We start from the raw sequence: 25265 nt of genomic DNA on the forward strand, positions 1-25265 counted from the left end.
CTGAAGAGGTTGTGTCGTTCGGCCTGGACGGTGTCCAGTACGAGATTGACCTGAGCAAGGAAAATGCTGAGAAGCTGCGTGCTTCCTTGCAGGAGTGGGTCGAGAAGGCACGCCGTGCTGGTGGCCGTCGTGTTGCGGGTCGTCGTACCCCTGGTTCGGGTTCAGGTTCGGGACGCCGTAATGACCTGAATGAGATTCGTCAGTGGGGTCGTGAAAACGGGTTCAAGGTTTCTGACCGTGGGCGTGTTTCCCGTGAGGTTGAAGAAGCCTACGATCGGGCTCACAACTGATTATTTAATGATCGTTCAGAGCGCTGTTTTGGTGCTCTGTGTGATCGATATAGCTTTTTTCGGAGGGGCGGACCTTGTGGGGTCCGCCCCTCCGTATTGTTGTTGTCAATGATTGGGTGGTGTTTCGCATGGTGAATCGCAGAGCAGATCAGGCGGATTCTTCTGATGCTTTGAGAAGTCATCGCCGGGCTTTTTCGTTTTCGGTGGACGGTTTTGTTCTTGCGATTTTGGGTGCGGTGGGGCTTGCTTCGCTATTACCGATCTCTGGTGTGGCGGCACTCGTTTTTGATGATGTAACGACAGTAGCGATCGCTGTGTTGTTCTTCATGTACGGCGGAAGGTTGTCTCGTGAAGAGGTGTGGGTGGGCTTTCGGCATTGGCAGTTGCATCTGACGATTCTGGGTTTTACTTTCGTGGTTTTTCCAGTTATTGGTCAGGTTCTGCGTTTGTTGGAGTCGTGGATGTTGTCGCCGGAACTGATGGCGGGAGTGTTGTTTTTATGCGCTGTTCCTTCGACAGTTCAGTCGTCGATCACGTTCACATCTATTTCGGGTGGAAATGTTGCTGGGGCGGTAGTTAGTGCCTCGTTGAGTAATCTTCTGGGGGTGGTTATTACTCCGGTGCTTGTGGTCATCACCATGGGTGGCGCAGGTGGGTTCACGATCTCGGGGTCATCGGTTGTCGATCTTGTTTTGCATATTCTTGTTCCCTTTTTGGTGGGGCAGTGTGTGCAGCCATGGGTGAGTGGATGGCTGAAGCGCAACCATGCCTGGTTGAAGCGAGTGGATCAGGGCATCATCGTTGCGGTGGTGTACTCAGCGTTTTCGCGAGGCATGGTCGAGCGGATGTGGTTGAGGGTGTCGGTGGGGGATTTGGTGGTGTTGCTGGTGTTGGTGGTGGTTGTGTTGGCGTTTGTTTTATGGCTGACGTGGTGGCTTTCGGGGGTGTTGGGGTTTGAGCGGGCTGATCGCATTGCGATCCAGTTTTGTGGCACGAAAAAGTCGTTGGCTACAGGGGTGCCGATGGCGTTGGTGTTGTTTCCCGGGGCGACGGTTGGGCTGATGGTGTTGCCGATCATGCTGTTTCATCAGGCTCAGTTGATGGTGTGTGCGGTGTTGGCGCGCAGGCATTCGCTGGTGGAGTCACGGCAGAGGTGAGGACGCCCACAACATGCTTTGACCGTCTGGTGTGTCGGTGTCCATGCTGTCGTGAGGAGTTCTGTGGCTGTAAGTGACCTGCGAAGGAAAGGGAGTTAAGTGGCGGATTGAGCCGGGTCAACTCAAGTTTTTGGCTCGGTGGGAACAATTGACTGGGGTGTCTTGTTGTTCTTTTCGAATACCGTCGGAGGACTTGACATCCTTGAGGTGATGATGCGAGTTCGCCTCTGCGTCACTCAAAACACGTCACTGATCGCGACGGTCTATACGGATAGCATCGAGGGAACTCGACAGCGAGGGAGCAATACATGTTCGAGAGGTTCACGGATCGGGCCCGTCGTGTGGTGGTGCTCGCGCAAGAAGAAGCGCGGATGCTTAACCACAACTACATCGGGACCGAGCACATCCTCCTTGGTCTCATTCATGAGGGCGAGGGTGTCGCCGCTAAGGCATTGGAGAGCCTCGGCATCTCGCTGGATGCAGTGCGTGAGCAGGTGCAGGAAATCATCGGCCAGGGCACTCAGGCGCCCAGCGGGCACATCCCATTCACTCCGCGCGCTAAGAAGGTCCTCGAACTGTCGCTGCGTGAGGCGCTGCAGCTTGGCCACAACTACATCGGGACCGAGCACATCCTGCTCGGGTTGATCCGTGAAGGCGAAGGTGTCGCGGCACAGGTTTTGGTCAAGCTCGGCGCAGACCTGAACAAGGTCCGCCAGACCGTGATCCAGCTGCTTTCTGGCTACCAAGGCAAAGAAACAGCTGGCGCTGGCGTAGGTGCTGGAGCTAGTGGACAGGCCGAAGGCACCCCTGCAGGTTCGCTCGTGCTGGACCAGTTCGGTAGGAACCTCACCCAGGCCGCGCGTGAAAACAAACTTGACCCAGTCATCGGCCGGGCTAAAGAGATCGAGCGGGTTATGCAGGTGCTCTCCCGCCGCACTAAGAACAACCCAATCCTCATTGGTGAGCCCGGCGTTGGAAAGACAGCTGTGGTTGAGGGGCTGGCGCAAGACATCGTGCGCGGTGAAGTCCCAGAAACGTTGAAAGACAAGCATATTTACACCCTGGACTTGGGTGCTCTGGTGGCTGGCTCGCGGTACCGCGGTGACTTCGAAGAGCGACTGAAAAAAGTCCTCAAAGAGATCAAGACGCGTGGCGACATCATCCTGTTCATTGATGAGATCCACACACTTGTTGGAGCTGGCGCGGCCGAAGGCGCGATCGATGCAGCCAGCATTCTCAAGCCGATGCTGGCTCGTGGGGAGCTGCAAACCATCGGTGCAACGACCCTGGATGAGTACCGCAAGCACATTGAGAAAGACCCGGCACTGGAACGCCGTTTCCAGCCGATTCAGGTGGCCGAGCCGTCGCTGGCTCACACGATCGAGATTCTTAAAGGCCTGCGTGACCGGTACGAAGCGCACCACCGCGTTTCCATTACAGATGCAGCGCTAGTCTCGGCTGCCACAATGGCAGATCGGTACATCAACGACCGCTACCTGCCGGACAAAGCGATCGACCTTATCGATGAGGCAGGTGCACGCCTGCGGATCAAGCGGATGACTGCACCGCCGGACCTGCGCGAGTTCGACGAGAAGATCGCACATGTGCGGCGTGAAAAAGAAGCCGCAATCGATGGGCAAGACTTCGAGAAAGCAGCTTCGCTGCGCGATGACGAACGTCAGCTCATCGAAGCGAAAGAAAAACGCGAAACCGAATGGAAGAACGGCGATATGGATGTCGTCGCCGAGGTGAACGAAGAACTGATTGCTGAGGTACTCGCTGCCTCGACAGGCATTCCTGTCTTCAAACTCACCGAAGAGGAATCCAGCCGCCTGCTGCGCATGGAAGAAGAGCTGCACAAGCGGATCGTGGGCATGGATGACGCGATCAAAGCCTTGTCACAGTCGATCCGCCGTACCCGCGCTGGCCTGAAAGATCCGCGCCGTCCCTCCGGTTCATTCATCTTCGCTGGCCCCACCGGTGTCGGTAAGACCGAACTGGCCAAGACACTGGCGGAGTTCCTATTCGGTGAAGAGGACTCCCTCATCACCCTGGACATGTCCGAATTCGCTGAGAAACACACCGTGTCGCGTCTGTTTGGTTCCCCGCCCGGATACGTCGGTTACGAAGAGGGCGGCCAGCTCACCGAAAAGGTGCGGCGCAAACCGTTCTCGGTGGTTTTGTTCGATGAGGTGGAGAAAGCCCACCCGGACATCTTCAACAGCCTTCTGCAGATTTTGGAAGATGGCCGCTTGACCGATGCGCAAGGCCGCGTCGTGGACTTCAAGAACACCGTCATCATCATGACAACCAACTTGGGTACCCGGGACATCAGCAAGGCTGTCAGCCTCGGTTTCGCTCAGGTCGACGACAACACATCCAACTACGAGCGGATGAAGGTCAAGGTTCAGGACGAACTGAAGCAGAACTTCCGTCCCGAATTCCTTAACCGCGTGGATGACATCATCGTGTTCCCGCAGCTGAACGAGGAAGAAATCGTTCAGATCGTTGATCTGATGATCGCTCGAGTCGATGAGCGGTTGAAAGACAAAGACATGGGTCTAGAACTCACCGATGCCGCCAAGCGTTGGCTGGCCAAGCGTGGCTACGACCCCGTGCTCGGTGCGCGCCCGCTGCGCCGTGCGATCCAACGCAACATCGAAGATGTCTTGTCCGAGAAGATCCTGTTCGGTGAAGTCGGCGCAGGCGAGGTTGTCACGATCGACACCGAAGGTGAGGGTGAAGACGAGAAGTTGTCGTTCACTGGCACTTACCGCAAAGAGGTAGATGAGCTGATCGCTTCTACCGAGGGTGCAGACTCCTCTGACAATGCCGACTCGGGCACAGATGTGCCTCGTTCAGATGGCAGCGACGGAACGGGTGAAGCCTCAGCGGCACAGAGCTAAATCACGTATGGCAACGGCTGGGGTCGGTTGCGGCGTTCTTTGCCACAACCGACCCCAGCCGTTGCCATGCCCACAGCGGTCAGTGGCTGTCTACGTAGGAAGCTGGTAAGCGGGGTGGTCTTGTGACCCGACACGCTGCACGAGCCCATCAACGAGAAGACTTTCCAAACAGCGCTCACGCTGAGCTGTGTCCGCCCACACCGAAATGATCTCTTCGGCATCCACTGGAGCAGTGCTGGCACGTAACAACGCCACGATCCGGCCACGCACTTGCCGGTCCGTGCCCTCCCAGGCTTGTGTGCGTCGAGCGGGACCGTCATATGCAGGACAGCCCTGAGCTACCCACGCGCATTCTGCGCGTACAGGACAGACCTGGCAGCGCGGAGAACGCGCAGTGCATACCAGCGCGCCCAACTCCATCACAGCCGCGTTCCAGCGCACACTTGCGTTTGCTTCTTCTGGCACTAGCTGCGCTGCCAACGTCGACTCGTATCGAGTCAGCGAAGGGTCTTGCAAAGGCATACCGCGGAAAAGACGAGCCTGAACTCGGCGGATATTGATATCTAAAACAGTAGTGCGTTGCCCGAACGCGAAAGCGGCAACAGCTGCCGCCGTGTAAGGCCCCACCCCAGGTAATGCGAGCAGATCCTCATACGTGCCGGGAACCTGACCGTCATAGTGGTCTACCATCACTCCTGCCGACTCATGTAGCCGCAGTGCCCGGCGCGGGTAGCCAAGACGCCCCCACTCTCGGACCGCTTCACCTGAAGGCTCAGCAGCCAGTGCGGCAGGCTCAGGCCAACGGTTGAGCCAGTGACGCCAGACAGGCTCCACCCGCGCGACGGGAGTCTGATGACTCATTACTTCGGAAAGATAAATACCCCACGGCGAACAGTTGGGATCACGCCAGGGTAGGGGGCGACCATTTTCGTCAAACCAGTTCATGACAGCGTCATGAACACTCACGAGCCGGTCAGGACATACCGGTTCAGTGATGACAGCTGCACTCACACGTAACGCTCCAGCACGCTCGATTCAGTCAATCGCGATAGGCCTTCCCGCACTGTGCGGGCTCGCGCCTCACCAATCCCGTCAACTGCCTGCAGGTCATCTACGGTCGCGGACAGCATCGGCTGCAAGGCTCCGAAATGTTCTACGAGGCGATCAGTGATGAGTCGCGGGATCCGGGGAATCTTATACAGCATGCGGTAACCACGCGGCCGTACCGGATCATCCAGGCGCTCAGGAAGGCCTGAATACCCCAACGCAGCTGCTGCGTTCGACAAATTCAATAATTCTGTAGCGTTCAGGATGCTCATTTCGGCCATGACTGAATCCACGTCACGGTCGGTTTCTTCAGCGATATAGTCCCGGACGACGTTGTCACGTTCACGGTCCATCCCTGCCGACATTTCTTCCAGCTGTAGCGTTAACAACCGCCCGTCAGTACCCAGCTCATTGACGTAGCCAGATATTTCCGCAGCGATCCGGCCTAACATCTCCACGCGCTGCAGCACCATCGCCACATCCCGGACAGTCACCATGTCTTCGACTTCCAGCGCCGAAAGCGAGCCCGCCACTTCGTCGAAGCGATTCTTGTATCGCTCAAGGGTTTGAACAGCCTGATTTGCTTTCGAAATGATCGCCGCTGACCCTTCCAAAACGTGTCGGGCACCGTTGACATACACGGCAGCCAGTTGCATCGACTGGCTGACGGACACGACAGGGAAGCCCGTCTGCTTAGAAACTCGCTCAGCCGTCCTGTGCCGTGTACCTGATTCGCTTGTTTCGATACTGGCGTCAGGGACGAGCTGGGTGGCAGCACGCGTGATCCGGTTCGACTCCGGATCAATGATGACGGCCCCGTCCATCTTTGCCAGCTCACGTAAACGAGTAGCAGAAAAAGGGATGTCCAAGGGGAAACCGCCTGAAGCGATCGACTCCACCACCTCGTCATGGCCGAGCACCACTAGAGCCCCTGTACGGCCCCGAATAATTCGCTCGATGCCATCGCGTAGCTCAGTGCCAGGCGCGACTTTTGCCAGAGTGCTCCGCATTAACTCGGTGGGGTCCAGACTCACGAAAATCACCCTTCGGCAGTGGGTCCACCACTGTGGGACTGGTATGCGACGTGAGCGTCAGCACTTGCCGTGACATTCACCGCCGCTGTTGGTCCCCTGCAGTCTACGTGCCCGGTGTTTCACTGCTCGCCAGTCCCTCAGGACTGTCTAGACGCGCCGTTTGATCATGCGTTCCGGTAAGCCCAGGCACATCCGCCAGCGGCCGCGGCCCCCCACGAACCTCAACACTCTCCGCCTCAGAATGCCCACCCGGCCCTGAACGATCACGCCTAACCCCGCGCCTAGCCCCCCGGCTCTCAGACTTTCGATGCCCACCACCGGGCAACCCCAAAGCAGCATCAATCGCCTCAGCAACAGTGCTCACTCGAGCTACGTGCATCCCTTGAGGCACATCAGCAATATCGATCGAACCATGCGGCACGATCGCGTGCGTAAACCCCAGCCGAGCCGCCTCCGTCAGGCGTTTCTGCACACCACTGACACGGCGCACATCACCAGCCAACCCCACTTCACCCAAGGCCAACAACCCCGACGCGATCGGCCTATCCACCACCGAGCCAGTCACCGCAATCGCAACTGACAAATCCGACGCAGGCTCAGCAATACGAACCCCACCCACAGTCGACACATAACAGTCACAATCACTCATCGGCACATGCGCATGACGCTCCAACACAGCCAAAATCATCGACACCCGCGAAGAATCCAACCCAGAAGTAGTGCGCCTAGGCATAGCTGCCTTAGTGCGTGCCAACAACGCCTGCACCTCCACCACCAGCGGACGCCGACCCTCCAACGTCACACTCACCGCAGTGCCAGGAACCACCACATCCCGCGAAGACAAAAACAACCCACTCGGATCAGACAACCCCTCAATCCCAGACTCCGACAAATCAAAACACCCCACCTCATCCGTAGGGCCAAACCGGTTCTTCACCGCCCGGATCATCCGCAACCGAGACCCACGCTCACCTTCAAAATGCAGAACCACATCCACAAGGTGCTCCAACACCCGCGGCCCAGCGATCGTCCCGTCCTTAGTCACATGCCCGACCAAAATCGAAGCAAACCCACCCGACTTCGCAGTCTGAACCAGCGCAGCCGTTACCTCCCTCACCTGAGCCACATTCCCCGGCGAACCATCAACCTGCGCACTAGCCAAAGTCTGCACAGAATCCACGACAAGCAACTGCGGTGAAGCTGCCTCAATATGCCCCAGCACAGTGCCCAAATCACCCTCAGAAGCAAGCAACAAATTCTCATGATCAGCCCCGATACGCCGCGCCCTCGTCGCAACCTGAGCAGCCGACTCCTCACCCGAGACATACAACACCCGCAACCCCGATCGCGCTGCACGCCCAGCTGCATCCAAGGACAACGTCGACTTCCCAATCCCTGGCTCTCCAGCAAGCAACACCACCGCGTCACTAACCAACCCACCACCCAACACCCGATCAAACTCAAACACCCCAGTCGGGCGAGCATCAGCAGGAGTGACATCGACACTCGTGATCGGAGCAGCAGGGGCAACAACATGAGCCGCTACCGTCCGCGCAGCCCCCGAGGACTCCACCTCTGCCACCGTTCCCCACTCCTGACAGCGCGCACAGCGCCCCACCCACTTGGCCGTCGACCAGCCACATTCAGTACAACGCCACGTCGACTTCTCACCCTTACCGCGCTTACCGCTTTCCTTACCAACCACCATGGCAGCCACCCTAGGCGCCCCCACCGACAACGCAGCTTTAGCGCAACCGGCCACCACACGTATGCCTCACTACTCGGAACGCACAAGCACCCTCACTACAGTGGAAACGTGAGCCAGGAGCAATTGACGCCCCCACAGATACCGAAAGTCACCCTCGGTACCTCCTCCGTCTACCCAAAAAAACTCCAAGACGGGTTCGAAATGGCCGCACGCACCGGGTACGACGGCGTTGAAGTGATGGTGCTAGGAGACCCAGCAACACAAAACCCCGACACACTCACCTCCCTGGCCGACAAATACAACACCCCCATCCTGTCCATCCACGCACCCACCCTGTTGGTATCCCAACGCGTATGGGGAACAAACGACCCCTGGGAAAAAATTGACCGCTCTATCGACCTAGCCCACGCCGTCGGCACCAACACCGTCGTCCTACACCCACCATTTCGCTGGCAACGCGAATACGCCCGCGAATTCGCCGAAGGAGTCGCCGCCCGCGAAGCGAGCACCGGGGCCATCCTCGCCGTAGAAAACATGTTCCCCTGGCGAGCCGGATCAGTCTGGATGCAGGTCTACCGGCCCGGATGGAACCCCGTCGACTTCGAGTATGCCCACGTCACCCTCGACTTCTCACATGCGGCAATCGCCCACGACGACGTCATGGCAATGAAAAAACAACTCGGCACCCGTCTACATCACATCCACCTGGGCGACGGCACCGGATCATTCATGGACGAACACCTCGTCCCTGGCCGAGGCAACATGCCCATCGCCGACTTTCTCGCCGACCTTGGCCAAACTGGCTGGGACGGCGTTATCGCCACCGAAGTAAGCACCCGCAAAGCCACCGATGCCCAGCGCGAAAAAGACCTCAGAGAAACAGTCGAATTCGCCCGTACCCACTTACGCCGCGGCGCACAACGCAACGGTCTGCAAGACTGACATTGGCGACCCACCCGCCGACGTCGCCTGACTGCGCGAGAGGTTCCGCTTGGTGAAAAACGATGTCAGCCCCGCAACCATGCTGCTGCGCATGGCCCACGACCCGAGATTCCGAACCTTCGTGGAGACCAGATCGGTCAACTCCCACCTCGTATCCAAATTCGTCGCTGGCGAAACCGCCACCGACGCCCTCAACGCCACCGGCGAGCTCCTTGCCCGCGGGCGATACGTCACCATCAGCCACCTAGCCCCGGACCCACTGGACACAACACAAGCCCGCACCCACCGCAAACGGCTACGCAAAGCCCTGCGACGCACTGTACAAGCTGGCTACAACGTCGAAGAACGCATCGAAATCGCCATCCGCCCCGGAGCCCTCGGCGCACGCCTACCCAACAACGGACACGAACTCGCTCTCGAACACGCCCACAAAATCACACACACCGCCACAGAAATAGGCGCCCGCGTCCTCATCGAAAGCGAACCAGGCCTGCCCGCCAGCGACACCCTCTCATTCACCGACGCCCTCCGACAGGACTACCCCGACACAGGAGTAGAACTGTGGTCGATGCGTAAACGCACCGAACGAGACGTTCTAGAACGTATTGATAGCCAATGCCGCGTCCGACTTTCCTACGGAACCGATGAAGCCCGCGGCGGCGAGGACGAAACCCACGGCGCTCGCGACACTGACCTGGCGTATGTGCGCTCTTTAACAGAATTGATGCGAAGCTCTGCAGCGTTTTCTGTCTCGGCTGCAGATCGTCGTGTGGTGGAGATTTCCGAAGCTCTAGTAGCCGCAGGGGAACGACAAGCAGGAACATTCGAATACCACCTACGGATGGGGACTCGCCCGATTGTCGAAGCCACGATCGCTGACCGAGGTGACCGCATGCGGGTGCTCGTGCCGTTCGGGCGAGACTGGTACCCCTACCTGATGGGCAGAGTCGCCGACCAGCCGGGGCAATTTTTGGCTTTGTTTCGACCTACCAAAGCTGCTCGGCGTGCCAAAGCGCGAGGAAAGCGATAAGCGATGAAGGATGAGACCGGTCGAGACAAAGGAGTGCAGATGGGACAGAGCACAAACAACTCCAGTGCTGTTGCAGAAGCCATCACGAAGCTGGCAGCAATTGGTGCAGGCACGATGGCAGGCGCAATCGTTAAAGGTGCGATCTCAGAAGGGCTTGAGCGGCAGAACGTGGTGGTCAGCACCCGTTCTGAGCAGACCAAAGAAGAGTGGGAGAGCTTCGGTGTGAAAGTAGCTGGTGAGAACTGCGATGCGGTCAAAGACGCAGACGTGGTGCTCATCGGGGTTAAACCTGCGCAGGTCACCGAAGTGTTGGGTGAGATTGGGTCGTCCTTGCATGACGACGCTGTGGTGGTGAGTGTGGCGGCCGGGGTTTCGTTGGACACCATGGCTCAGGCACTGCCCGACGGTGTTGCGGTGGTAAGGGTGATGCCCAACTCGCCAGCCTTGCTTCGCGCAGGGGCAGCATCCCTGACGCCAGGAGCCCATGTTGATGAAAAGCAGATGGAGCGAGTGCGTGCTCTGTTTGGGGCAGTGGGCACTTTCGTTGAAGTGCAGGAGCAGTACATCGAGGCTGTTACTGCAGTCAGTGGTTCGGGACCGGCGTATGTGTATCGCTTGGTGGAGACAATGGTTGATGGTGGCGTGTTGTTGGGGTTGACACGTGCCGATGCCACCACGTTGGCTGTGGCTACAGCTCAAGGGGCGGCATTGATGCTGGCTGAGTCTGGGGTGCGCCCAGGAGAACTTCGGGAGCAGGTCACTTCGCCTGGAGGTACGACAGCAGCGGCGTTGGCGCAGATGTCTCGTGGGGGGTTCGAGTCGGCTGTTCTTGATGGCATGGTTGCCTGCCGTGACCGTTCTCGAGAACTGGGTTAACCATTAAAAATACTGGTATTCAATGCTTTTCGTTGGCTACGGGGTGTTTACTCGGCGTTTGTGCAGTGTTCGTTCTAATGCTGAGGCCGATACCTCTTACCCAGGCAAAGTCGTGACGGTGCGCTGTTAATCTCATGGCAAATGGGTCTGTGCACCTTCCGTGAGCGGTCGATGGGAAAGACGGGCACGAAGATCTCGTGCGTGGCCCCCTGCTTCACGGGCGGGATGCGGGCCACGTGCCCCGAGCAGAAAGGCCTTCACACACATGACCGATATTTCCATTCGTATTCTGGGTGAAGATGACTGGCAGGTGTACCGCGAGGGCCGCCTGCGTGCTCTCAAAGAATCACCAGAAGGATTCGCGGCCAAATATGAGGACGAGGCCGCAGTCGATGATCAGTTATGGAAAGACCGGGTGAAGCGTTCCTCGCGGTTAGTTGCTGAACAAGATGGGCGCCCTGTTGGGATTGCCTCAGTTCGTCTCAGTGACGACCTATTCGAAAACGCCTCAGAGGTGTTCGGGCTGTGGGTAGCTGCAGATCTGCGAGGAACGGGGCTCGCATCTCGACTGGTCCAGGAAGCAGCTCAGGTGGCTACCGCCCATGAGCGCGGGCAGCTGCTGTATTGGGTAGGCACCGAAAATGCCCGAGGAGTAGCCTTCGCGAGCAGTTTCGGGTTCCGCCCTACTGAGTACCGCCGCCCAATGCGAGTGCACAGCGCCGGTGAAGAAGCTTCGCAAGAGGCAAGCTCCGAAGAGATTGCGTTGAGCCTGGCTTTGGAACGCTAAGTCTGCGCAGGGGGCTTTTGGCGGTAGACCTGTCGATGTACCGCGTAAGGAGGTCAGCTCACGTAGCCATGCCCGCATGGGAGACGCACGCGTGAGTGTCATGTGGATCACGCAGTGAACTTCACCGGTGGTCTTCACCATGCGATGCGTGATCGAGCCGTTGGATTCTGTGTATATAACGGTGCAGTCATGGCTATTGACTAGCTTCTGCAGGCAGGGGCCACACGTGTTGCTTATGTCGATGTTGATGCTCAACGTGCCGTGAAGACTCAGTTGCATGACTTGGCCCACGAGCTGTGCGAAGGGCGTGGGGCGCATTGGGAGAAGAGGGGATACCAGCCTGTTTCTGTAGTTCTCGCACGTGGAGTCATCTTGTGGCCATTGCGGCGCATCGCCCTATTGATGTGGCTATTGCTATCCCGACTAGCTGACTTTCCGTTCTTGGGAAGATGGATGCGACCGCGGCGATAGCCTTGATACCGCTGTCATGGCAGCCCGGGAGGCCGTGTTCAGTTATCACGGTCTGGATGCTTGGTATGACTGATCAGCGCAGCCGCTCCATCAGCATGGCCACACGCAGCGGTCAACTGGCTTTGGGTACAGGCATGCGCCCGGAGTAGGATTGCCCAGACCGTCAACTGCCCGGCCCCGGTTCGCACCCGCCTCGGGGGCTGCTGATGTAGCGGAACGTGCACCTCACGGATTGCCGAGCCGTCACCTTCACGCAGCTGAACGCCGCAGCACGAGCTGTGGATTCGAGCCGAATGCCGAATCGAATGGTCGGCCGAATGTAGTGGACGTGACGAGGCTCGTAATGCACGAGATCCCGTACCGGCCGCTCCGACAACGATGATTGAGGTGTCCCCATGGGATCTGTGATCAAGAAGCGCCGCAAGCGCATGGCCAAGAAGAAGCACCGCAAGCTGCTTCGTAAGACGCGTCACCAGCGTCGCAACAAGAAGTGACACCGAGTCCGGGGGGCGACACGATGTCTCCCGGACAACGTGTCCGCACGGGGTCACCGGATGTGCCGGTCGGCCCCGTTCCTGTGCCCATGACGCCACCCGGTCACTGCGCAAAAAACTCAACCACACAGGCTGATGCCGTGGAGCAGCTGCAGCGGCACTAGAGTTTTAGGCATGGATTCGCATGTGCCGACGATCACCCTGATCACTAAGCCTGGATGCCACCTGTGTGACCTGGCCCGTGATGTCGTGACCCGAGTCGCTGACCAACTCTCCGTTGGTTTCGAGGAAAAGTCTCTCCCCGACATGACTGACCCAGACCCCATCTTGTGGGAGCAGATCCCTGTCACATACATCGACGGTGAGCCACACGACTACTGGCGAGTGAGCGAATCACGTTTGCGTGCAGAGTTAACCGAACGTATGCAACAAAACAGCCAAAACTGAACGGTATGTCCTCACTCTCTCCGAATCGCCGATCAAGCAATTGAACTGGCCTATTGTGAGAAGAGTGCCAAAAGTAGGCACGACCGTCGCAGAACCAACGGACCCTCACACCGGGCCCGCCCCCGAGAACACCAACTCGGGAAAACGCCGTAGGAGGAGCAACACGTGAGTCTTGTCGTGTTGGGGCTGTCTCACCGCACATCCCCGCTGGACCTCTTGGAACGCGCCAGCCTCGACGCCAACGGCATCGCTGCCCTCCGCGACTGCCTGCGCTCCTCGCAACACATCGCCGAATCAGCACTCATCACCACCTGCAACCGCATCGAGGTGTATGCCGAAGCCCGCACCTTCCACGGAGCCATCGATGACATCGGCGACGCCCTTGAACTAGCCAGCGGAGTCTGCCGCGCCGACCTGGCCGACCACCTATACGTCCACTACGAAGACCGCGCCGTAGCCCACGCATTCTCCGTCGCCTGTGGGCTGGACTCAATGGCCGTCGGTGAAGCCCAAATTCTTGGGCAAATGCGCGCAGCCCTCGCCGACGCTCAACGCCACGAAACAGCAGGCCCGGTACTCAACACCCTCTTCCAACAAGCCCTACGCGTTGGGAAAAAAGCCCACTCCGACACCGCTATCGATAAAGCAGGACCCTCACTAGTTGAACGCGGCCTGCACCTATGCACACAAGCTATCGGCGACCTCAGCACCAAACGCGTCGTTGTCATGGGCGCCGGAGCCATCAGTGCCCTGGCTGCCACCACCCTCGTCCGTGCAGGAATCACTGACGTCCTAGTAATCAACCGCACCCGGGCCAAAGCCGACCACCTCTCATCCGGACTCGGCCTCACCAGCGGCGACTGGGACGACCTCGACACCCACCTCACCCGCGCCGACCTCATCGTTGCCTGCACCGGCGCAACCGACCACATCGTCACCGGCGACATGGCCGCCCGCATCGCCCAAGCCCGCCAAGGCCGTCCACAGGCCTATCTCGATCTCGCGCTACCCCGCGACATCGCTCCCGAAGTCACCGATCACGCCTATGTCGCAGACCTCGCCGTCATTGGTGAATCCCTGCGCGGCGGAGACGCCACCGCCTCAGCTGTTTCCGAAGTAACCGACCTCGTCACCGCCGAAGTCGCCGAATTCATGCTCATGCGACGCCAATCCGAGGTCGCCCCCACTGTCGCTGCGCTACGACGCCAATCCGCCGACGTCGTCAAAGCAGAACTCGCGCGACTGGCAACCAAACTGCCCACCGACCTCGACCCCAAAGTCCGCGCCGAAATCGAACAATCAGTCCGCCGCGTCGCCACAAAAATCCTGCACACCCCCACCGTGCGCGTCAAAGAACTCGCATCATCACCACTCGGTGACTACACCGGAGCCCTCCGCGCACTCTTCGACCTCGACGCCACCGAAACCGCCACCGTCTCGGCCCCGCCCACCGTAGGGCCTCGCGCACCCATGCCCGGCGAAGTCGCCGGAGCCATCATGGACCCCAGGAGACTGAACCGTTGAGCCACACCCTCAAGCTCGGAACCCGCCGCAGCGCACTCGCCACCACCCAATCCAGGTGGGTACGAGACCAACTCGCTCAAGCCGGAGTGGAATCCGAACTCGTCGAGGTCATCACCGAGGGCGACATCAACATGGCCCCCCTAACCCAAATCGGCGGAACCGGAGTCTTCGCCTCCGCACTACGCCACCGCCTCCTGAACAGCGACGTTGACTTCGCCGTCCACTCACTCAAAGACCTCCCCGTCGCTCCCCACACCGGACTGACCATCGCCGCCATCCCCACCCGCGAAGATGTCCGCGACGTACTCATCAGCGCCCACAACGAAACCCTCGAAGAACTTCCACACGGCGCCACCATCGGCACCGGCTCACCCCGCCGCGCCGCCCAGCTCCATGCCATCCGTCCTGACCTAAACCTCAAACCCATCCGCGGCAACGTCGGCACCCGCATCGCCCACGTCGACGAAGGCCGCCTCCATGCCGTCATCCTCGCCGGAGCCGGAATCCGCCGTCTCGGCCTCACCGACCGCATCAGCCAATACCTCCCCACCAACACAGTCCTACCCGCAGCAGGCCAAGGTGCTCTAGCCATCGAATGCCGCAGCGACAGCACCGACATCCGCCAAGCCCTCGCCCTCATCGACAACCCCACCAGCCGCCTCGAAACACACATCGAACGCACCGTACTGGCCACCCTCGAAGCCGGATGCACCGCACCCATCGGCGTCTATGCCCAACTCCTCACCGCAACCACAGCCGCCACCGCCACTGGGATAACCCCACCAGACACCGACACCGAACCCCACATCCTGCTCGACACCTTCGTCCAAACCACCACCGGACCCATCCGCCTACGCCGCACCGCTCCCGCCGGCCAAGCCGAACGCCTCGCCATCGACGTCGGAACCGAACTACGCGAACACGTACTGGCCGAACAACCCACCCAGCGCTAACGTGACCACCCCACCTGCACTCCACGGCTGGCGCGTACTCGTCCCCAGAACTCCCGAACAAGCCGCCGCCACCATCAGCGCCCTCGCCCGCCATGGCGCCCACGGCCACGCCGTACCCACCATCTGCATCACCCCACCCCAAGACCCAACCCCCCTGCACAACGCACTGGCCGCCCTACCCACCGGACGATTCGCTTGGACCGTCTTCACCAGCATCAACGCCGTCACCGCCACCCGAAAAACCCTCGAACAACTCCACCCCAACCAACCCAGCAACACCCACTTCACCCACACCCGCGTTGCCTGCGTCGGAGGCGTCACCCACACCGCCCTCAACACCTGGGGCATCAACACCACCCTGACTCCACCTCACCGCTTCAGCGCCGCCGGACTCCTAGACATCTGGCCCACCGCCACCACCACCCCCACAGACATCCTCTTACCCCGCGCCGACATCGCCCCACCCCTCCTACCCGAAGGCCTACGCAAACTCGGCTGGAACCCCATCGACGTCACCGCCTACCGCACCACCGCCGCACCCCCACCACCACCAGAAATCCACGACGCCATCACCAACGGCTCCTACCACGCCGCCCTATTCACCTCAGCCTCCACCGTCAACAACCTCATCAAACTCACCGGCCCACCTCACCCCAACACCCTCATCGCCTGCATCGGTCCCTCCACAGCCACCGCCGCACGCAACGCAGGACTACGCGTGGACATCATCCCCCCACAAGCAACCTCCGAAGCGCTCGTCGAAGCACTCGCCACCTACGCGCAAACCAACCCACCCCACCCAAAAAACACCCAAAACCACACCACCACGCAGCCGGAGAAACCATGAACGACAACCACGAACCCCTACGCCGCCGCCCCCGCCGCCTACGCAGCACACCTGCTATCCGCCGACTCGTCGCCGAAACTCGACTCCACCCAGCCCAACTCATCCTTCCCGTCTTCATCGCCGAAGACACCGACCACCCCACTGCCATCACCTCCATGCCCGGAGTCGTCCAACACTGCATGGACTCCCTACTCACCACAGCCCGCGAAGCAGCAAACGCCGGAATCGGCGGCATCATGCTCTTCGGCGTCCCCACGCACAAAGACGCCACCGGCTCCGGCGCCGACGACCCCAACGGCATCCTCAACACTGCACTATCCCGCGTCCGCGACACCGTAGGCGATGACCTACTCGTCATGGCCGACACCTGCCTCGACGAATTCACCGACCACGGACACTGCGGCGTCCTAGCCACAGACAGCCGCGGAAACACCTATGTTGACAACGACGCCACCCTCGAACGCTACGCATCCATGGCCGTATCCCAAGCCAACGCAGGAGCCCACATCGTCGGCCCCTCCGGAATGATGGACGGCCAAATCGGTGTCATCCGCGACGCCCTCGACCAAGCCGGACACACCGACACCATCATCCTCGCCTACTCCGCCAAATACGCCTCCGCCTACTACGGACCCTTCCGCGAAGCTGTCTCCTCATCCCTGACCGGCGACCGCAAAACCTACCAACAAGACCCAGCCAACATCGCCGAATCCCTCCTCGAAACCGAACTCGACATCGAACAAGGCGCCGACATCGTCATGGTCAAACCCGGCATGCCCTACCTCGACGTCCTCGCCACCATTGCAGCCAACGTCAACGTCCCCGTCTGCTCTTACCAAGTCTCCGGCGAATACGCCATGCTCGAAGCCGCCGCAGCCAACGGCTGGATTGACCGCGACCGCGCCATCCTCGAATCACTCACCTGCCTCAACCGCGCCGGAGCCGGCTCCATCCTCACCTACCACGCCCTCCACGCCGCCCACCTGCTCGGATAACCCCCCACACCCCAACAACAGCCACCCCAACACACACCACAATCACACGCAGAACTGACCCCCAGCTACACGTGCGGCATGATGGGGCCATGCCTTACCCCATGACCGCCCCCGCCTCCGAACACCTCCTCGACCGCGCCAGCGCAGTCATCCCCGGCGGCGTCAACTCACCCGTACGCGCCTACCGCGCCGTCGGCGGCACTCCACGGTTCATGGAAAGCGCCTCCGGCCCCTATCTCATCGACGCCGACGGACGCCGCTACGTCGACCTCGTCTGCTCCTGGGGACCAATGATCCTCGGCCATGCACACCCCGACGTCCTCCAAGCCGTCACCACCGCAGCCCACAAAGGCTTCAGCTTCGGCACCCCCAGCGAAAACGAAGTCGCTCTCGCCGAAGAAATCGTCGCCCGCGTCGAACCGGTCGAACAAGTCCGCCTCGTCAACTCCGGCACCGAGGCAACCATGAGCGCAGTCCGCCTCGCCCGAGGCATCACCGGACGCTCCAAAATCGTCAAATTCGCCGGCCATTACCACGGCCACGTCGACGCCCTCCTCGCACACGCAGGCTCAGGCATCGCCACCCTCGCCCTACCTGACTCTGCAGGCGTCCCAGCCACCGCCGCCGCCGAAACCATCGTCCTTCCCTACAACAACCCCCAAGCCCTCCACGAAGCCTTCGCCAACCACGGCGACGACATCGCCTGCGTTATCACCGAAGCCTGCCCAGGCAACATGGGAGTCGTCCCACCCGCCGACGGATTCACCGAAACCATTCGATCCATCACCCGCCAACACGGTGCCCTGATGATTTCCGACGAAGTCATGACCGGCTTCCGCGTATCCGCCGCAGGCTGGTACGGCCATGAAGGTCCCACCGCCTCCGGAGCCCCCGACCTGTTCACCTTCGGCAAAGTCATGGGCGGAGGCTTCCCCGCAGCAGCCTTCGGCGGCAAAGCCGAACACATGGCCCACCTGGCACCCAACGGCCCCGTCTACCAAGCAGGCACCCTGTCCGGAAACCCCATCGCCTCAGCAGCAGGCCTAGCCACACTCCGCGCCTGCACCCCAGACCTCTACACCCGCATCCACACCACCGCCGCCACCATCGCCAACGCCACCAGCCAAGCCCTCACCACCGCAGGCGTCCCACACCACATCCAATGGGCAGGATCCATGTTCTCCGTCTTCTTCCGCGAAGGCGAAGTCCGCAACTACGCCGAGGCCAGCACCCAAAACACCCACGCCTTCGCCGCCTTCTTCCACAGCCTCCTCAGCAACGGCGTCCACCTACCCCCTTCCGCATACGAAACTTGGTTCGTCAGCGCAGCCCACGACGACACCGCCATCGACCAGATCATTACCGCCCTACCCGCCGCAGCCAACGCAGCCGCACAAGCAACCACCAACTGACCCCACAAACCGGCACGAAAGGCGTCAACGATGAGCACAAGCAGCAAGAGCAGCCGCGAAACTACGGTGCACTTCCTGCGACACGGCGAGGTCTACAACCCGGCACGCATCATCTACGGCCGCCTACCCAACTACCACCTCTCCGAACGCGGCCACGCCATGGCAGAACTCGCAGCACAATCCCTCCGCAACTTCCCCGTTGGCTTGGTCGTCTCCTCACCGCTAGAACGCGCCCAAGAAACCGCCCAACCCGTCGCCGCCAACCACAACCTGCCCATCTACACCGACCCCCGCATCATCGAAGCCCAAAACTCCTTCGAAGGACATAAATTCGGCCAAGGACAAGCCTCCCTGCGCAACCCCGCCACCTGGAAACTTATCCGCAACCCCTTCCGCCCCTCCTGGGGCGAGCCCTACACCCACCTAGCCACCCGCATGCGCGAAGCCCTCCACGCTGCCGTCGAAGCATCCCACCGACTCGCTGACGGAGCCGACGTCGTCGCCGTCTCCCACCAACTCCCCATCTGGGAACTGCGCCTATCCGTCGAAGGCCGCCGCCTATGGCACGACCCCCGCAAACGCGAATGCGGCCTCGCCTCCATCACCAGCTTCACCCTGCGCGACCACGAAATCATCGCCATCGCCTACAGCGAACCAGCCGCCGAACTCTACCCCGGATCCACCGGAGGAGTCGGCGCATGAAAAACACCCCACGCACCCTCACCACCCTTCTCCTCACCGCTACCCTCACCGCCTGCAGCACCAGCGGCAACACCATCGCCAACCAAGCCCGCCGCGGCGACGACCTCGGCTACGTCACCGGAGACGGCGCCGTACAACGCCTACCCGCCGACCAACGCAAAACCCCCATCACCCTCAACGGAAAACTCCTCGACGGCACCCCCTGGAACATCACCGACAACCGCGGAAAAATCACCGTCCTCAACATCTGGGGATCCTGGTGCCAACCCTGCCAAAACGAAGCACCCCAACTCGAAAAAGCACGCGCCCCCTACAACAAAGACCCCAACATCCAATTCATCGGAATCAACGTCGGTGAAAGCCCAGAAACCGGCTCCGCAGCAGCCAAAGCATGGGGCCTGACCTACCCCTCACTCACCGACCCCGAACGCAAACTCGCCTCCTCACTCAACGGCCTAGCCAACGCCACCCCCACCACCCTGGTCATCGACACCCAAGGCCGCGTCGCCGCACGCATCTCCGGAGCCCTCGCCACCGCCTCAACCCTCACCGGACTCATCGACGACGTCCGCAACGGAAAAAACACATGACAGACCTCACACAGGTCCTCGCCGACGGCAACCTGCTCCTCGCCCTGACCATATCCCTCGCTGCAGGAAGCATCTCTTTCGCATCCCCCTGCGTCCTACCCCTCGTCCCAGGATTCCTCGGATACGTCGGCGGCATCGCTCACACCACCGACACCCCCAACCAGCCCACCCCAATCCGAAACCGCACCCTCCTGGGCGCCGCGCTATTCGTCCTCGGATTCAGCACCGTCTTCATCACCGGCACACTCCTGGCCTCCGCAGCAGGCGCAGCCCTACACAACTACACCCCCTGGCTCACCCGCCTCGGCGGCATCATCATCATCGCCTTCGCCCTCATCTTCCTTGGCTTCGGCACCCAACGCACCTACACACCCAGCTGGCGACCACGCACCGGCCTAGCCGGCGCCCCCCTGCTCGGCATCATCTTCGGCCTAGGCTGGGCGCCCTGCATGGGCCCCACCTACGCCGTCATCTACGCACTAGCCACCAACCTCGCCGGTGACACCGGACTCATCACCCGCGGTGCACTCCTAGGAATCGCCTACTGCGCAGGACTAGGCATCCCATTCCTGCTCATCGCCGCAGGCTGGCAACACGCCCTCACCGCCTCCACCTGGCTCCGCCGCCACCAACACGCAATCCACATCGCCGGAGGACTGCTCCTGCTCACCGTCGGACTGCTCCTGCTCACCGGAGCATGGGACACTATCGTCCACTACCTCCAAACCACCCTCGTCAACCGATTCCAGACCGCCCTCTAACACCCAGCCCCCGGCAGGCAGCAACGGGAACAGGACATGAGCACTCACACCCCACCCCAAGCCCCCAGCTCCCAGCCACGCCTCGGCCCACGAGGATGGGCACGCTGGGCCTGGCGACAAATCACATCCATGCGTACGGCACTCTTCCTACTTCTGCTGATCGCCGTCGCAGCCATCCCCGGCTCCATGCTCCCCCAACGCACCACCAACGCCGTTGCCGTCACCCAATGGATCAACCAACGACCCACCATCGGCGCCATATTCGACACAGTCGGACTCTTCGACGTATTCATATCCCCCTGGTTCTCCGCTATCTATCTCCTGCTCGTCCTCAGCCTCATCGGCTGCATCATTCCCCGCATCGGCGCACATATAAAAGCGCTGCGTTCCCTACCACCGCGCACTCCACGAAACCTCAACCGGCTCCCCGCCTACAGCTCTTTCACCACCACAGCCAGCGAAGAAGACATCCTCCACACCGCCCGCGTCATGCTCGGAAAAGCCCGATTCCGCATGCGCCCCGCAGACGAAGACCGCTCCATCGCCGCCGAACGCGGCCACCTGCGCGAAACCGGAAACATCGCCTTCCACCTGGGCCTAGTTGTCGTCATCGTGGCCTTGGCCATCGGATACCTCGTCGGCTGGAAAGCAGACCGCATCGTCCCCGTCGGCACCGGCTTCGTCAACGACGTCTCCAGCTACGACACCTTCGCGCCCGGACCATGGGTCAACCCCAACACCCTCGACCCCTGGCAACTGCGCATCGACTCACTTCACGTCAAGTTCCAAGATCGCCCAGACGCCCCCCAATTCGGCCAGGCTCGTGACTTCTCCGCCCAAACCACCATCACCATGCCTGATGGAACAACCAGCAAAAAACCCCTCGCAGTCAACGCACCCCTCCAATTCGGAGACGCCTGGACGTATCTCCTCGGCAACGGGTACGCCCCCACCATCACTGTCCGGAATCCAGATGGCGAGGTGCTCTATCGACAATCCACACCCTTCCTGCCCCAAGACGGCGTCTACACCTCCACTGGAGCCGTCAAAGTCGTAGGCGCACAGCCCAAACAACTCGGATTCACCGGAGTGCTCCTACCCAGTGCTTTCACCGATAAAAACGGTCCCGTATCTGTCTACCCCGACCTCGAAAACCCCCTCCTAGTACTAGACGTTTACACCGGTGACCTCTACTCCGGTGGTCCTCAATCCGTCTACAGCCTGGACACCACCCGCATGACCAAAGTAAAAAACGCCGACGGCAAACCAGCCCAACTCTGGCTACGCCCCGGTGACACCGTGCAACTGCCCAACAACCTGGGCAGCGTCACCCTTGAGCAAAACATCCCTCGCTGGGCAGGCCTATCCACCCGCTACGATCCAGGCAAAACTCTCGCACTCGTGTCCTCCCTTGTCGCATTGATCGGCTTGATGATCTCTCTTACCGTTCGCCGTCGACGCGTCTACATCCGCGTCACTACGGACACCACCGACAATGGCTCCACACACAACACCGTTCACGTCGGTGGCCTCGCCCGCGGCGAAGACCCTCTACTGAACGACGCGATAACTGAACTGGCGCACAGGCTCTGCGCAGCTGTAGAAGCCAAAGAAACGAAAACTACCAACGGCCACCCCAACACACCGAGGCAGGCATGATGACGAATCAGCAGCTCGCGTTGCTGTCCAACTACGCCCTCTACGCCGCCATGGCCATGCTGTCCTGCGCCATGATCGGATACGCGATCTTCTTGGGGGTGGCTCGCGCTGCTACCGGAGGCAGCCGCGTTACAGCAGAAAACGAACAGACACCAGTAACCGCCGGGAATGCTCCGGTTCCACCCGAAGGTGCCAGAACAGCGGACAAAAATGAAAAACGCCTAGGTATTGGTTCTCTCGATTCGAGCGGATTGGGAATCCTGCACGGTTCAGCCGTCGAGGAGTTGAGTAACCGGAAAATTGAGGAAGTTGATGCTCGTTCCGGTGCGATAGCAACCATGTTGGGGTGGCTAGGCACCATGACCTTGTTTGTGTCGATGGTGCTACGAGGCCTTTCCGTACAGCGAGCCCCTGTATCGAACATGTTCGAGTTCGCGGTTGCCGCAGCTTTTCTCATTATGGCGGTTTTTTTGGGATTGGGGCTGAAACGACCACTCAAATGGATGGGTGTGTTTGTTGTGACGCCGGTGTTGTTGATGCTCGGGCTTGCCATCACAGTGTGGTATGCCCCTGCAGCGGAACTGGTTCCATCATTGAAGTCCACCTGGCTGGTTATTCACGTTCCGATCGCGATCTTGGCGACAGCCGTGTTCACGCTCGCATTCGTGGTGTTGCTGCTTCATTTGGCTAAAGCTCGCCATGAACGAAAACTGCGTGAAGGAACAGGCAAGCAGGCCTCATTGCTCGCACTGCTTCCAGACGCCGCGGCTCTGGATCGGGCCTCTTACGCCCTGCACATCACTGCGTTCCCGTTGTGGACTTTCACGCTCATTGCAGGGGCAATCTGGGGGCAAAAAGCCTGGGGCATCTATTGGAGCTGGGACCCCAAAGAGGTATGGACTTTTGTCATCTGGGTGATCTACGCGGCTTATTTGCACTCTCGCGCCACAAGTGGATGGAGTTTGAAAAAGTCGAACGTCATCGCTGTGATCGGCTACATGGCGATTATTGTGAACTTCACCATCGTGAACATGTTTTTCCCAGGCATGCACTCTTACTCGGGGCTGTGATTGATATGCGTCCTTCTATTGTTTATTCCTTCGCTCGGATCAGCATTTTCCTTGCGTGCCTGTTGATTCTCTGGCTAGTGGGTCTTAAAGACCCACTAGTGCTGCTGTTGGTGGCCGCCACGGTTTCGATGTTGATTTCGTTGTTTACTTTGGGCAAGTTGCGGGATCGCTTTGCAGTTGATGTGGCTGAACGAGTTGAGCGTCGCCGGCAAGAGAAAGCCGAGCGTCGGGCTCAGGTAGATCAGTCTTCTGCTGAGGAAGATTCTGAGGCGGATTCGTTCCGCTGATTAGCCGATAGCGGGTAGACGCCAGATGGCCATGCCCAGGCCTAGGAAAATGCCGTAGATGAGAGTGAATTTTCCGGTGCGGCCCAGGACGGTGATGAGATCACGACCGCTGGATCCGCGTAGTACTTGGCGTACGCCGGGGATGATGTAAACGAAGGTGATGAGGCAGAACCAGGCACCTGGGTGGAAGAAACCAGCGATAAGTGAGCAGATTGCTGCGACGGCGATCATGCCTGCGTAGGCCAAGCGTGCGCCGGGTTCTCCGAGGCGGACTGCCAGGGTGATTTTTCCTGCGCCGGGGTCTGTGTGGATGTCTCGGAGGTTATTGGCCATGAGGATTGCGCAGGAGAGCGAACCGACGCCGACTGCTCCGGCGATGGAGGCCGGGGTGATGTAGAGGGTTTGGGTGTAGGTGGTTCCCAAGGTGGCGACGAGTCCGAAAAATATGAAGACCATGACTTCGCCGAGTCCGAGGTATCCGTAGGGTTTTTTACCTCCGGTGTAGAACCAGGCGGCGACGATGGCGAGCAAGCCGACGCCGATCATCCATAGGGTGTTGGCGAATGCGACGAGGGCTAAGCCGAAGAATGCTGCGACGCCGAAAGAGATGAATGCTGCGTTTTTGACTGCTTGGGGTGTGGCGAGTCCTTGACCGACGAGGCGGATTGGGCCGATACGTACGTTGGTGTCGTCGGTGCCGCGGATGCCGTCCGAGTAGTCGTTGGCGTAGTTGACGCCGATTTGTAGGGCGAGGGCGACGAGTAGGGCTAGTACGGCGAAGGGGAAGATTCCTCGGTCGACCGCGTAGGCGGATCCTGCGCCGATGACAACGGGCGCTACGGCTGCGGGCAGTGTGCGGGGGCGTGCACCTTGGACCCATTCCTTGTACGTGGCCATGGGGTGTGAATCCTTGTGTGGCTAGTCAGATTGCTTGGTGTGTTGTTCGGTTGGAGGTAGCCATTGTGGCGTGTGGGCGAGTGTGGTGTGCGGTGGTGGTGCGTGAGGTTAGAGACCGCGGAGGAAATCGGGGTCGTCGTCGGGGCCGATAGGTCGTTGTGGGCGGGGGCGTTGTGGGCGTCCGGCGAGCCACCAGGCGGTGCCTCCAACGATGGGGAAGAGGCAGATTCCGAGTGCCCAGAGGGGTTTGGGCAGGGCGCGGATGTGTTGTTCGTCGGTGTTGAGGCAGTCGACGAGGGTGTAGATGCTGTAGGCGAGGATGAGCAGAGTGCCGATTACCCGGATCACAACGTTTTCCGTTCTTTTCGCCGGTGGGTGT

General features: G+C 60.2%; 26 protein-coding genes. 21 read left to right on the top strand and 5 right to left on the bottom strand.

The window, feature by feature from the left end; all coding sequences use genetic code 11:
• The 3 genes from DXZ77_RS00005 to DXZ77_RS00015 all read left to right on the top strand — a co-directional run.
• On the top strand, window positions 1–290 hold a 290-nt coding region (locus DXZ77_RS00005), incomplete at its 5' end, for a histone-like nucleoid-structuring protein Lsr2 (protein ID WP_147279118.1).
• A 128-nt stretch (window positions 291–418) separates the two neighbouring features.
• Window positions 419–1447 (top strand): bile acid:sodium symporter family protein, encoded by a 1029-nt coding sequence (locus DXZ77_RS00010; RefSeq protein WP_115028955.1) that lies wholly within the window; start codon window positions 419–421, stop codon window positions 1445–1447.
• A 308-nt stretch (window positions 1448–1755) separates the two neighbouring features.
• A complete protein-coding gene (locus tag DXZ77_RS00015; RefSeq protein ID WP_220181567.1) occupies window positions 1756–4353 on the top strand; it encodes an ATP-dependent Clp protease ATP-binding subunit in 2598 nt (865 codons plus the stop codon).
• A 90-nt stretch (window positions 4354–4443) separates the two neighbouring features.
• Here DXZ77_RS00015 and DXZ77_RS00020 read toward each other — a convergent pair whose 3' ends face one another.
• From DXZ77_RS00020 to radA, 3 genes are all read right to left on the bottom strand, one after another.
• On the bottom strand, window positions 4444–5298 hold the full coding sequence (locus DXZ77_RS00020; RefSeq protein WP_115032308.1) for an iron-sulfur binding domain-containing protein: 855 nt from the start codon (window positions 5296–5298) through the stop codon (window positions 4444–4446).
• A gap of 62 nt (window positions 5299–5360) precedes the next feature.
• Complete coding sequence (disA, locus tag DXZ77_RS00025; protein WP_115032310.1) at window positions 5361–6410, bottom strand: DNA integrity scanning diadenylate cyclase DisA; 1050 nt, start codon at window positions 6408–6410, stop codon at window positions 5361–5363.
• Window positions 6411–6537: 127 nt separating this feature from the next.
• The gene (gene radA, locus DXZ77_RS00030) at window positions 6538–8142 is read right to left on the bottom strand and encodes a DNA repair protein RadA (protein ID WP_115028957.1); all 1605 of its coding nucleotides are present in this window, start codon (window positions 8140–8142) and stop codon (window positions 6538–6540) included.
• 108 nt (window positions 8143–8250) lie between these two features.
• Between radA and DXZ77_RS00035 the strand changes: the two genes are divergently transcribed.
• The 18 genes from DXZ77_RS00035 to DXZ77_RS00120 all read left to right on the top strand — a co-directional run bounded on the left by DXZ77_RS00035 (window position 8251) and on the right by DXZ77_RS00120 (window position 23989).
• Window positions 8251–9084: a sugar phosphate isomerase/epimerase family protein gene (locus tag DXZ77_RS00035; protein WP_258553045.1), complete on the top strand. Its 834-nt coding sequence runs from the start codon at window positions 8251–8253 to the stop codon at window positions 9082–9084.
• 52 nt (window positions 9085–9136) lie between these two features.
• Window positions 9137–10114, top strand: a complete 978-nt coding sequence (locus DXZ77_RS00040; RefSeq protein ID WP_115028959.1) for a proline dehydrogenase family protein — start codon at window positions 9137–9139, stop codon at window positions 10112–10114.
• 39 nt (window positions 10115–10153) lie between these two features.
• The gene (gene proC / locus DXZ77_RS00045; RefSeq protein ID WP_181815968.1) at window positions 10154–10990 is read left to right on the top strand and encodes a pyrroline-5-carboxylate reductase; all 837 of its coding nucleotides are present in this window, start codon (window positions 10154–10156) and stop codon (window positions 10988–10990) included.
• Window positions 10991–11255: 265 nt separating this feature from the next.
• Window positions 11256–11777 carry a GNAT family N-acetyltransferase gene (locus tag DXZ77_RS00050; RefSeq protein WP_115028963.1) on the top strand — a complete coding sequence of 174 codons (522 nt, stop codon included), beginning with the start codon at window positions 11256–11258 and terminating at the stop codon, window positions 11775–11777.
• Window positions 11778–11921: 144 nt separating this feature from the next.
• On the top strand, window positions 11922–11981 hold the full coding sequence (locus DXZ77_RS12750; RefSeq protein ID WP_442778417.1) for a hypothetical protein: 60 nt from the start codon (window positions 11922–11924) through the stop codon (window positions 11979–11981).
• Between the two features lie 662 nt (window positions 11982–12643).
• Window positions 12644–12742 (top strand): 30S ribosomal protein bS22, encoded by a 99-nt coding sequence (locus tag DXZ77_RS00060; RefSeq protein WP_003792170.1) that lies wholly within the window; start codon window positions 12644–12646, stop codon window positions 12740–12742.
• A 174-nt stretch (window positions 12743–12916) separates the two neighbouring features.
• The gene (locus DXZ77_RS00065; protein WP_028327585.1) at window positions 12917–13189 is read left to right on the top strand and encodes a glutaredoxin family protein; all 273 of its coding nucleotides are present in this window, start codon (window positions 12917–12919) and stop codon (window positions 13187–13189) included.
• 165 nt (window positions 13190–13354) lie between these two features.
• Complete coding sequence (locus DXZ77_RS00070) at window positions 13355–14713, top strand: glutamyl-tRNA reductase (RefSeq protein WP_115028967.1); 1359 nt, start codon at window positions 13355–13357, stop codon at window positions 14711–14713.
• Window positions 14710–15666, top strand: coding sequence for a hydroxymethylbilane synthase (gene hemC, locus DXZ77_RS00075; RefSeq protein ID WP_115028969.1), 957 nt, complete (start codon window positions 14710–14712; stop codon window positions 15664–15666). Before DXZ77_RS00070 ends, hemC begins: the two co-directional genes overlap by 4 nt.
• A gap of 1 nt (window position 15667) precedes the next feature.
• Window positions 15668–16513, top strand: coding sequence for a uroporphyrinogen-III synthase (locus DXZ77_RS00080; RefSeq protein ID WP_115028972.1), 846 nt, complete (start codon window positions 15668–15670; stop codon window positions 16511–16513).
• On the top strand, window positions 16510–17508 hold the full coding sequence (hemB, locus tag DXZ77_RS00085) for a porphobilinogen synthase (protein WP_115028974.1): 999 nt from the start codon (window positions 16510–16512) through the stop codon (window positions 17506–17508). The genes DXZ77_RS00080 and hemB overlap by 4 nt, the downstream gene beginning before the upstream one ends.
• 89 nt (window positions 17509–17597) lie before the next feature.
• Entirely contained in the window at window positions 17598–18920 is a 1323-nt protein-coding gene (gene hemL, locus DXZ77_RS00090) for a glutamate-1-semialdehyde 2,1-aminomutase (protein WP_115028976.1), read from the top strand.
• A gap of 30 nt (window positions 18921–18950) precedes the next feature.
• The gene (locus DXZ77_RS00095; RefSeq protein WP_115028978.1) at window positions 18951–19622 is read left to right on the top strand and encodes a histidine phosphatase family protein; all 672 of its coding nucleotides are present in this window, start codon (window positions 18951–18953) and stop codon (window positions 19620–19622) included.
• The gene (locus DXZ77_RS00100; RefSeq protein ID WP_115028980.1) at window positions 19619–20212 is read left to right on the top strand and encodes a TlpA family protein disulfide reductase; all 594 of its coding nucleotides are present in this window, start codon (window positions 19619–19621) and stop codon (window positions 20210–20212) included. The genes DXZ77_RS00095 and DXZ77_RS00100 overlap by 4 nt, the downstream gene beginning before the upstream one ends.
• Window positions 20209–20973: a cytochrome c biogenesis CcdA family protein gene (locus DXZ77_RS00105; protein WP_115028982.1), complete on the top strand. Its 765-nt coding sequence runs from the start codon at window positions 20209–20211 to the stop codon at window positions 20971–20973. Before DXZ77_RS00100 ends, DXZ77_RS00105 begins: the two co-directional genes overlap by 4 nt.
• Window positions 20974–21009: 36 nt before the next feature.
• Window positions 21010–22632 (top strand): cytochrome c biogenesis protein ResB, encoded by a 1623-nt coding sequence (gene resB, locus DXZ77_RS00110; RefSeq protein ID WP_115028984.1) that lies wholly within the window; start codon window positions 21010–21012, stop codon window positions 22630–22632.
• On the top strand, window positions 22632–23702 hold the full coding sequence (gene ccsB / locus DXZ77_RS00115) for a c-type cytochrome biogenesis protein CcsB (protein WP_115032314.1): 1071 nt from the start codon (window positions 22632–22634) through the stop codon (window positions 23700–23702). Before resB ends, ccsB begins: the two co-directional genes overlap by 1 nt.
• 5 nt (window positions 23703–23707) lie before the next feature.
• Entirely contained in the window at window positions 23708–23989 is a 282-nt protein-coding gene (locus DXZ77_RS00120) for a DUF4229 domain-containing protein (RefSeq protein ID WP_181815969.1), read from the top strand.
• On the opposite strand, the gene DXZ77_RS00125 is transcribed toward DXZ77_RS00120, so the two are convergent.
• Both DXZ77_RS00125 and DXZ77_RS00130 read right to left on the bottom strand, forming a co-directional pair.
• Window positions 23990–24886, bottom strand: a complete 897-nt coding sequence (locus DXZ77_RS00125; RefSeq protein WP_115028988.1) for a 1,4-dihydroxy-2-naphthoate polyprenyltransferase — start codon at window positions 24884–24886, stop codon at window positions 23990–23992.
• 108 nt (window positions 24887–24994) lie between these two features.
• Window positions 24995–25234: a PLDc N-terminal domain-containing protein gene (locus DXZ77_RS00130; RefSeq protein ID WP_115028989.1), complete on the bottom strand. Its 240-nt coding sequence runs from the start codon at window positions 25232–25234 to the stop codon at window positions 24995–24997.
• Window positions 25235–25265: the final 31 nt, after the last annotated feature.

The organism is Dermatophilus congolensis (genome assembly GCF_900447215.1).
In the GTDB taxonomy this organism is placed as follows: domain Bacteria; phylum Actinomycetota; class Actinomycetes; order Actinomycetales; family Dermatophilaceae; genus Dermatophilus; species Dermatophilus congolensis_A.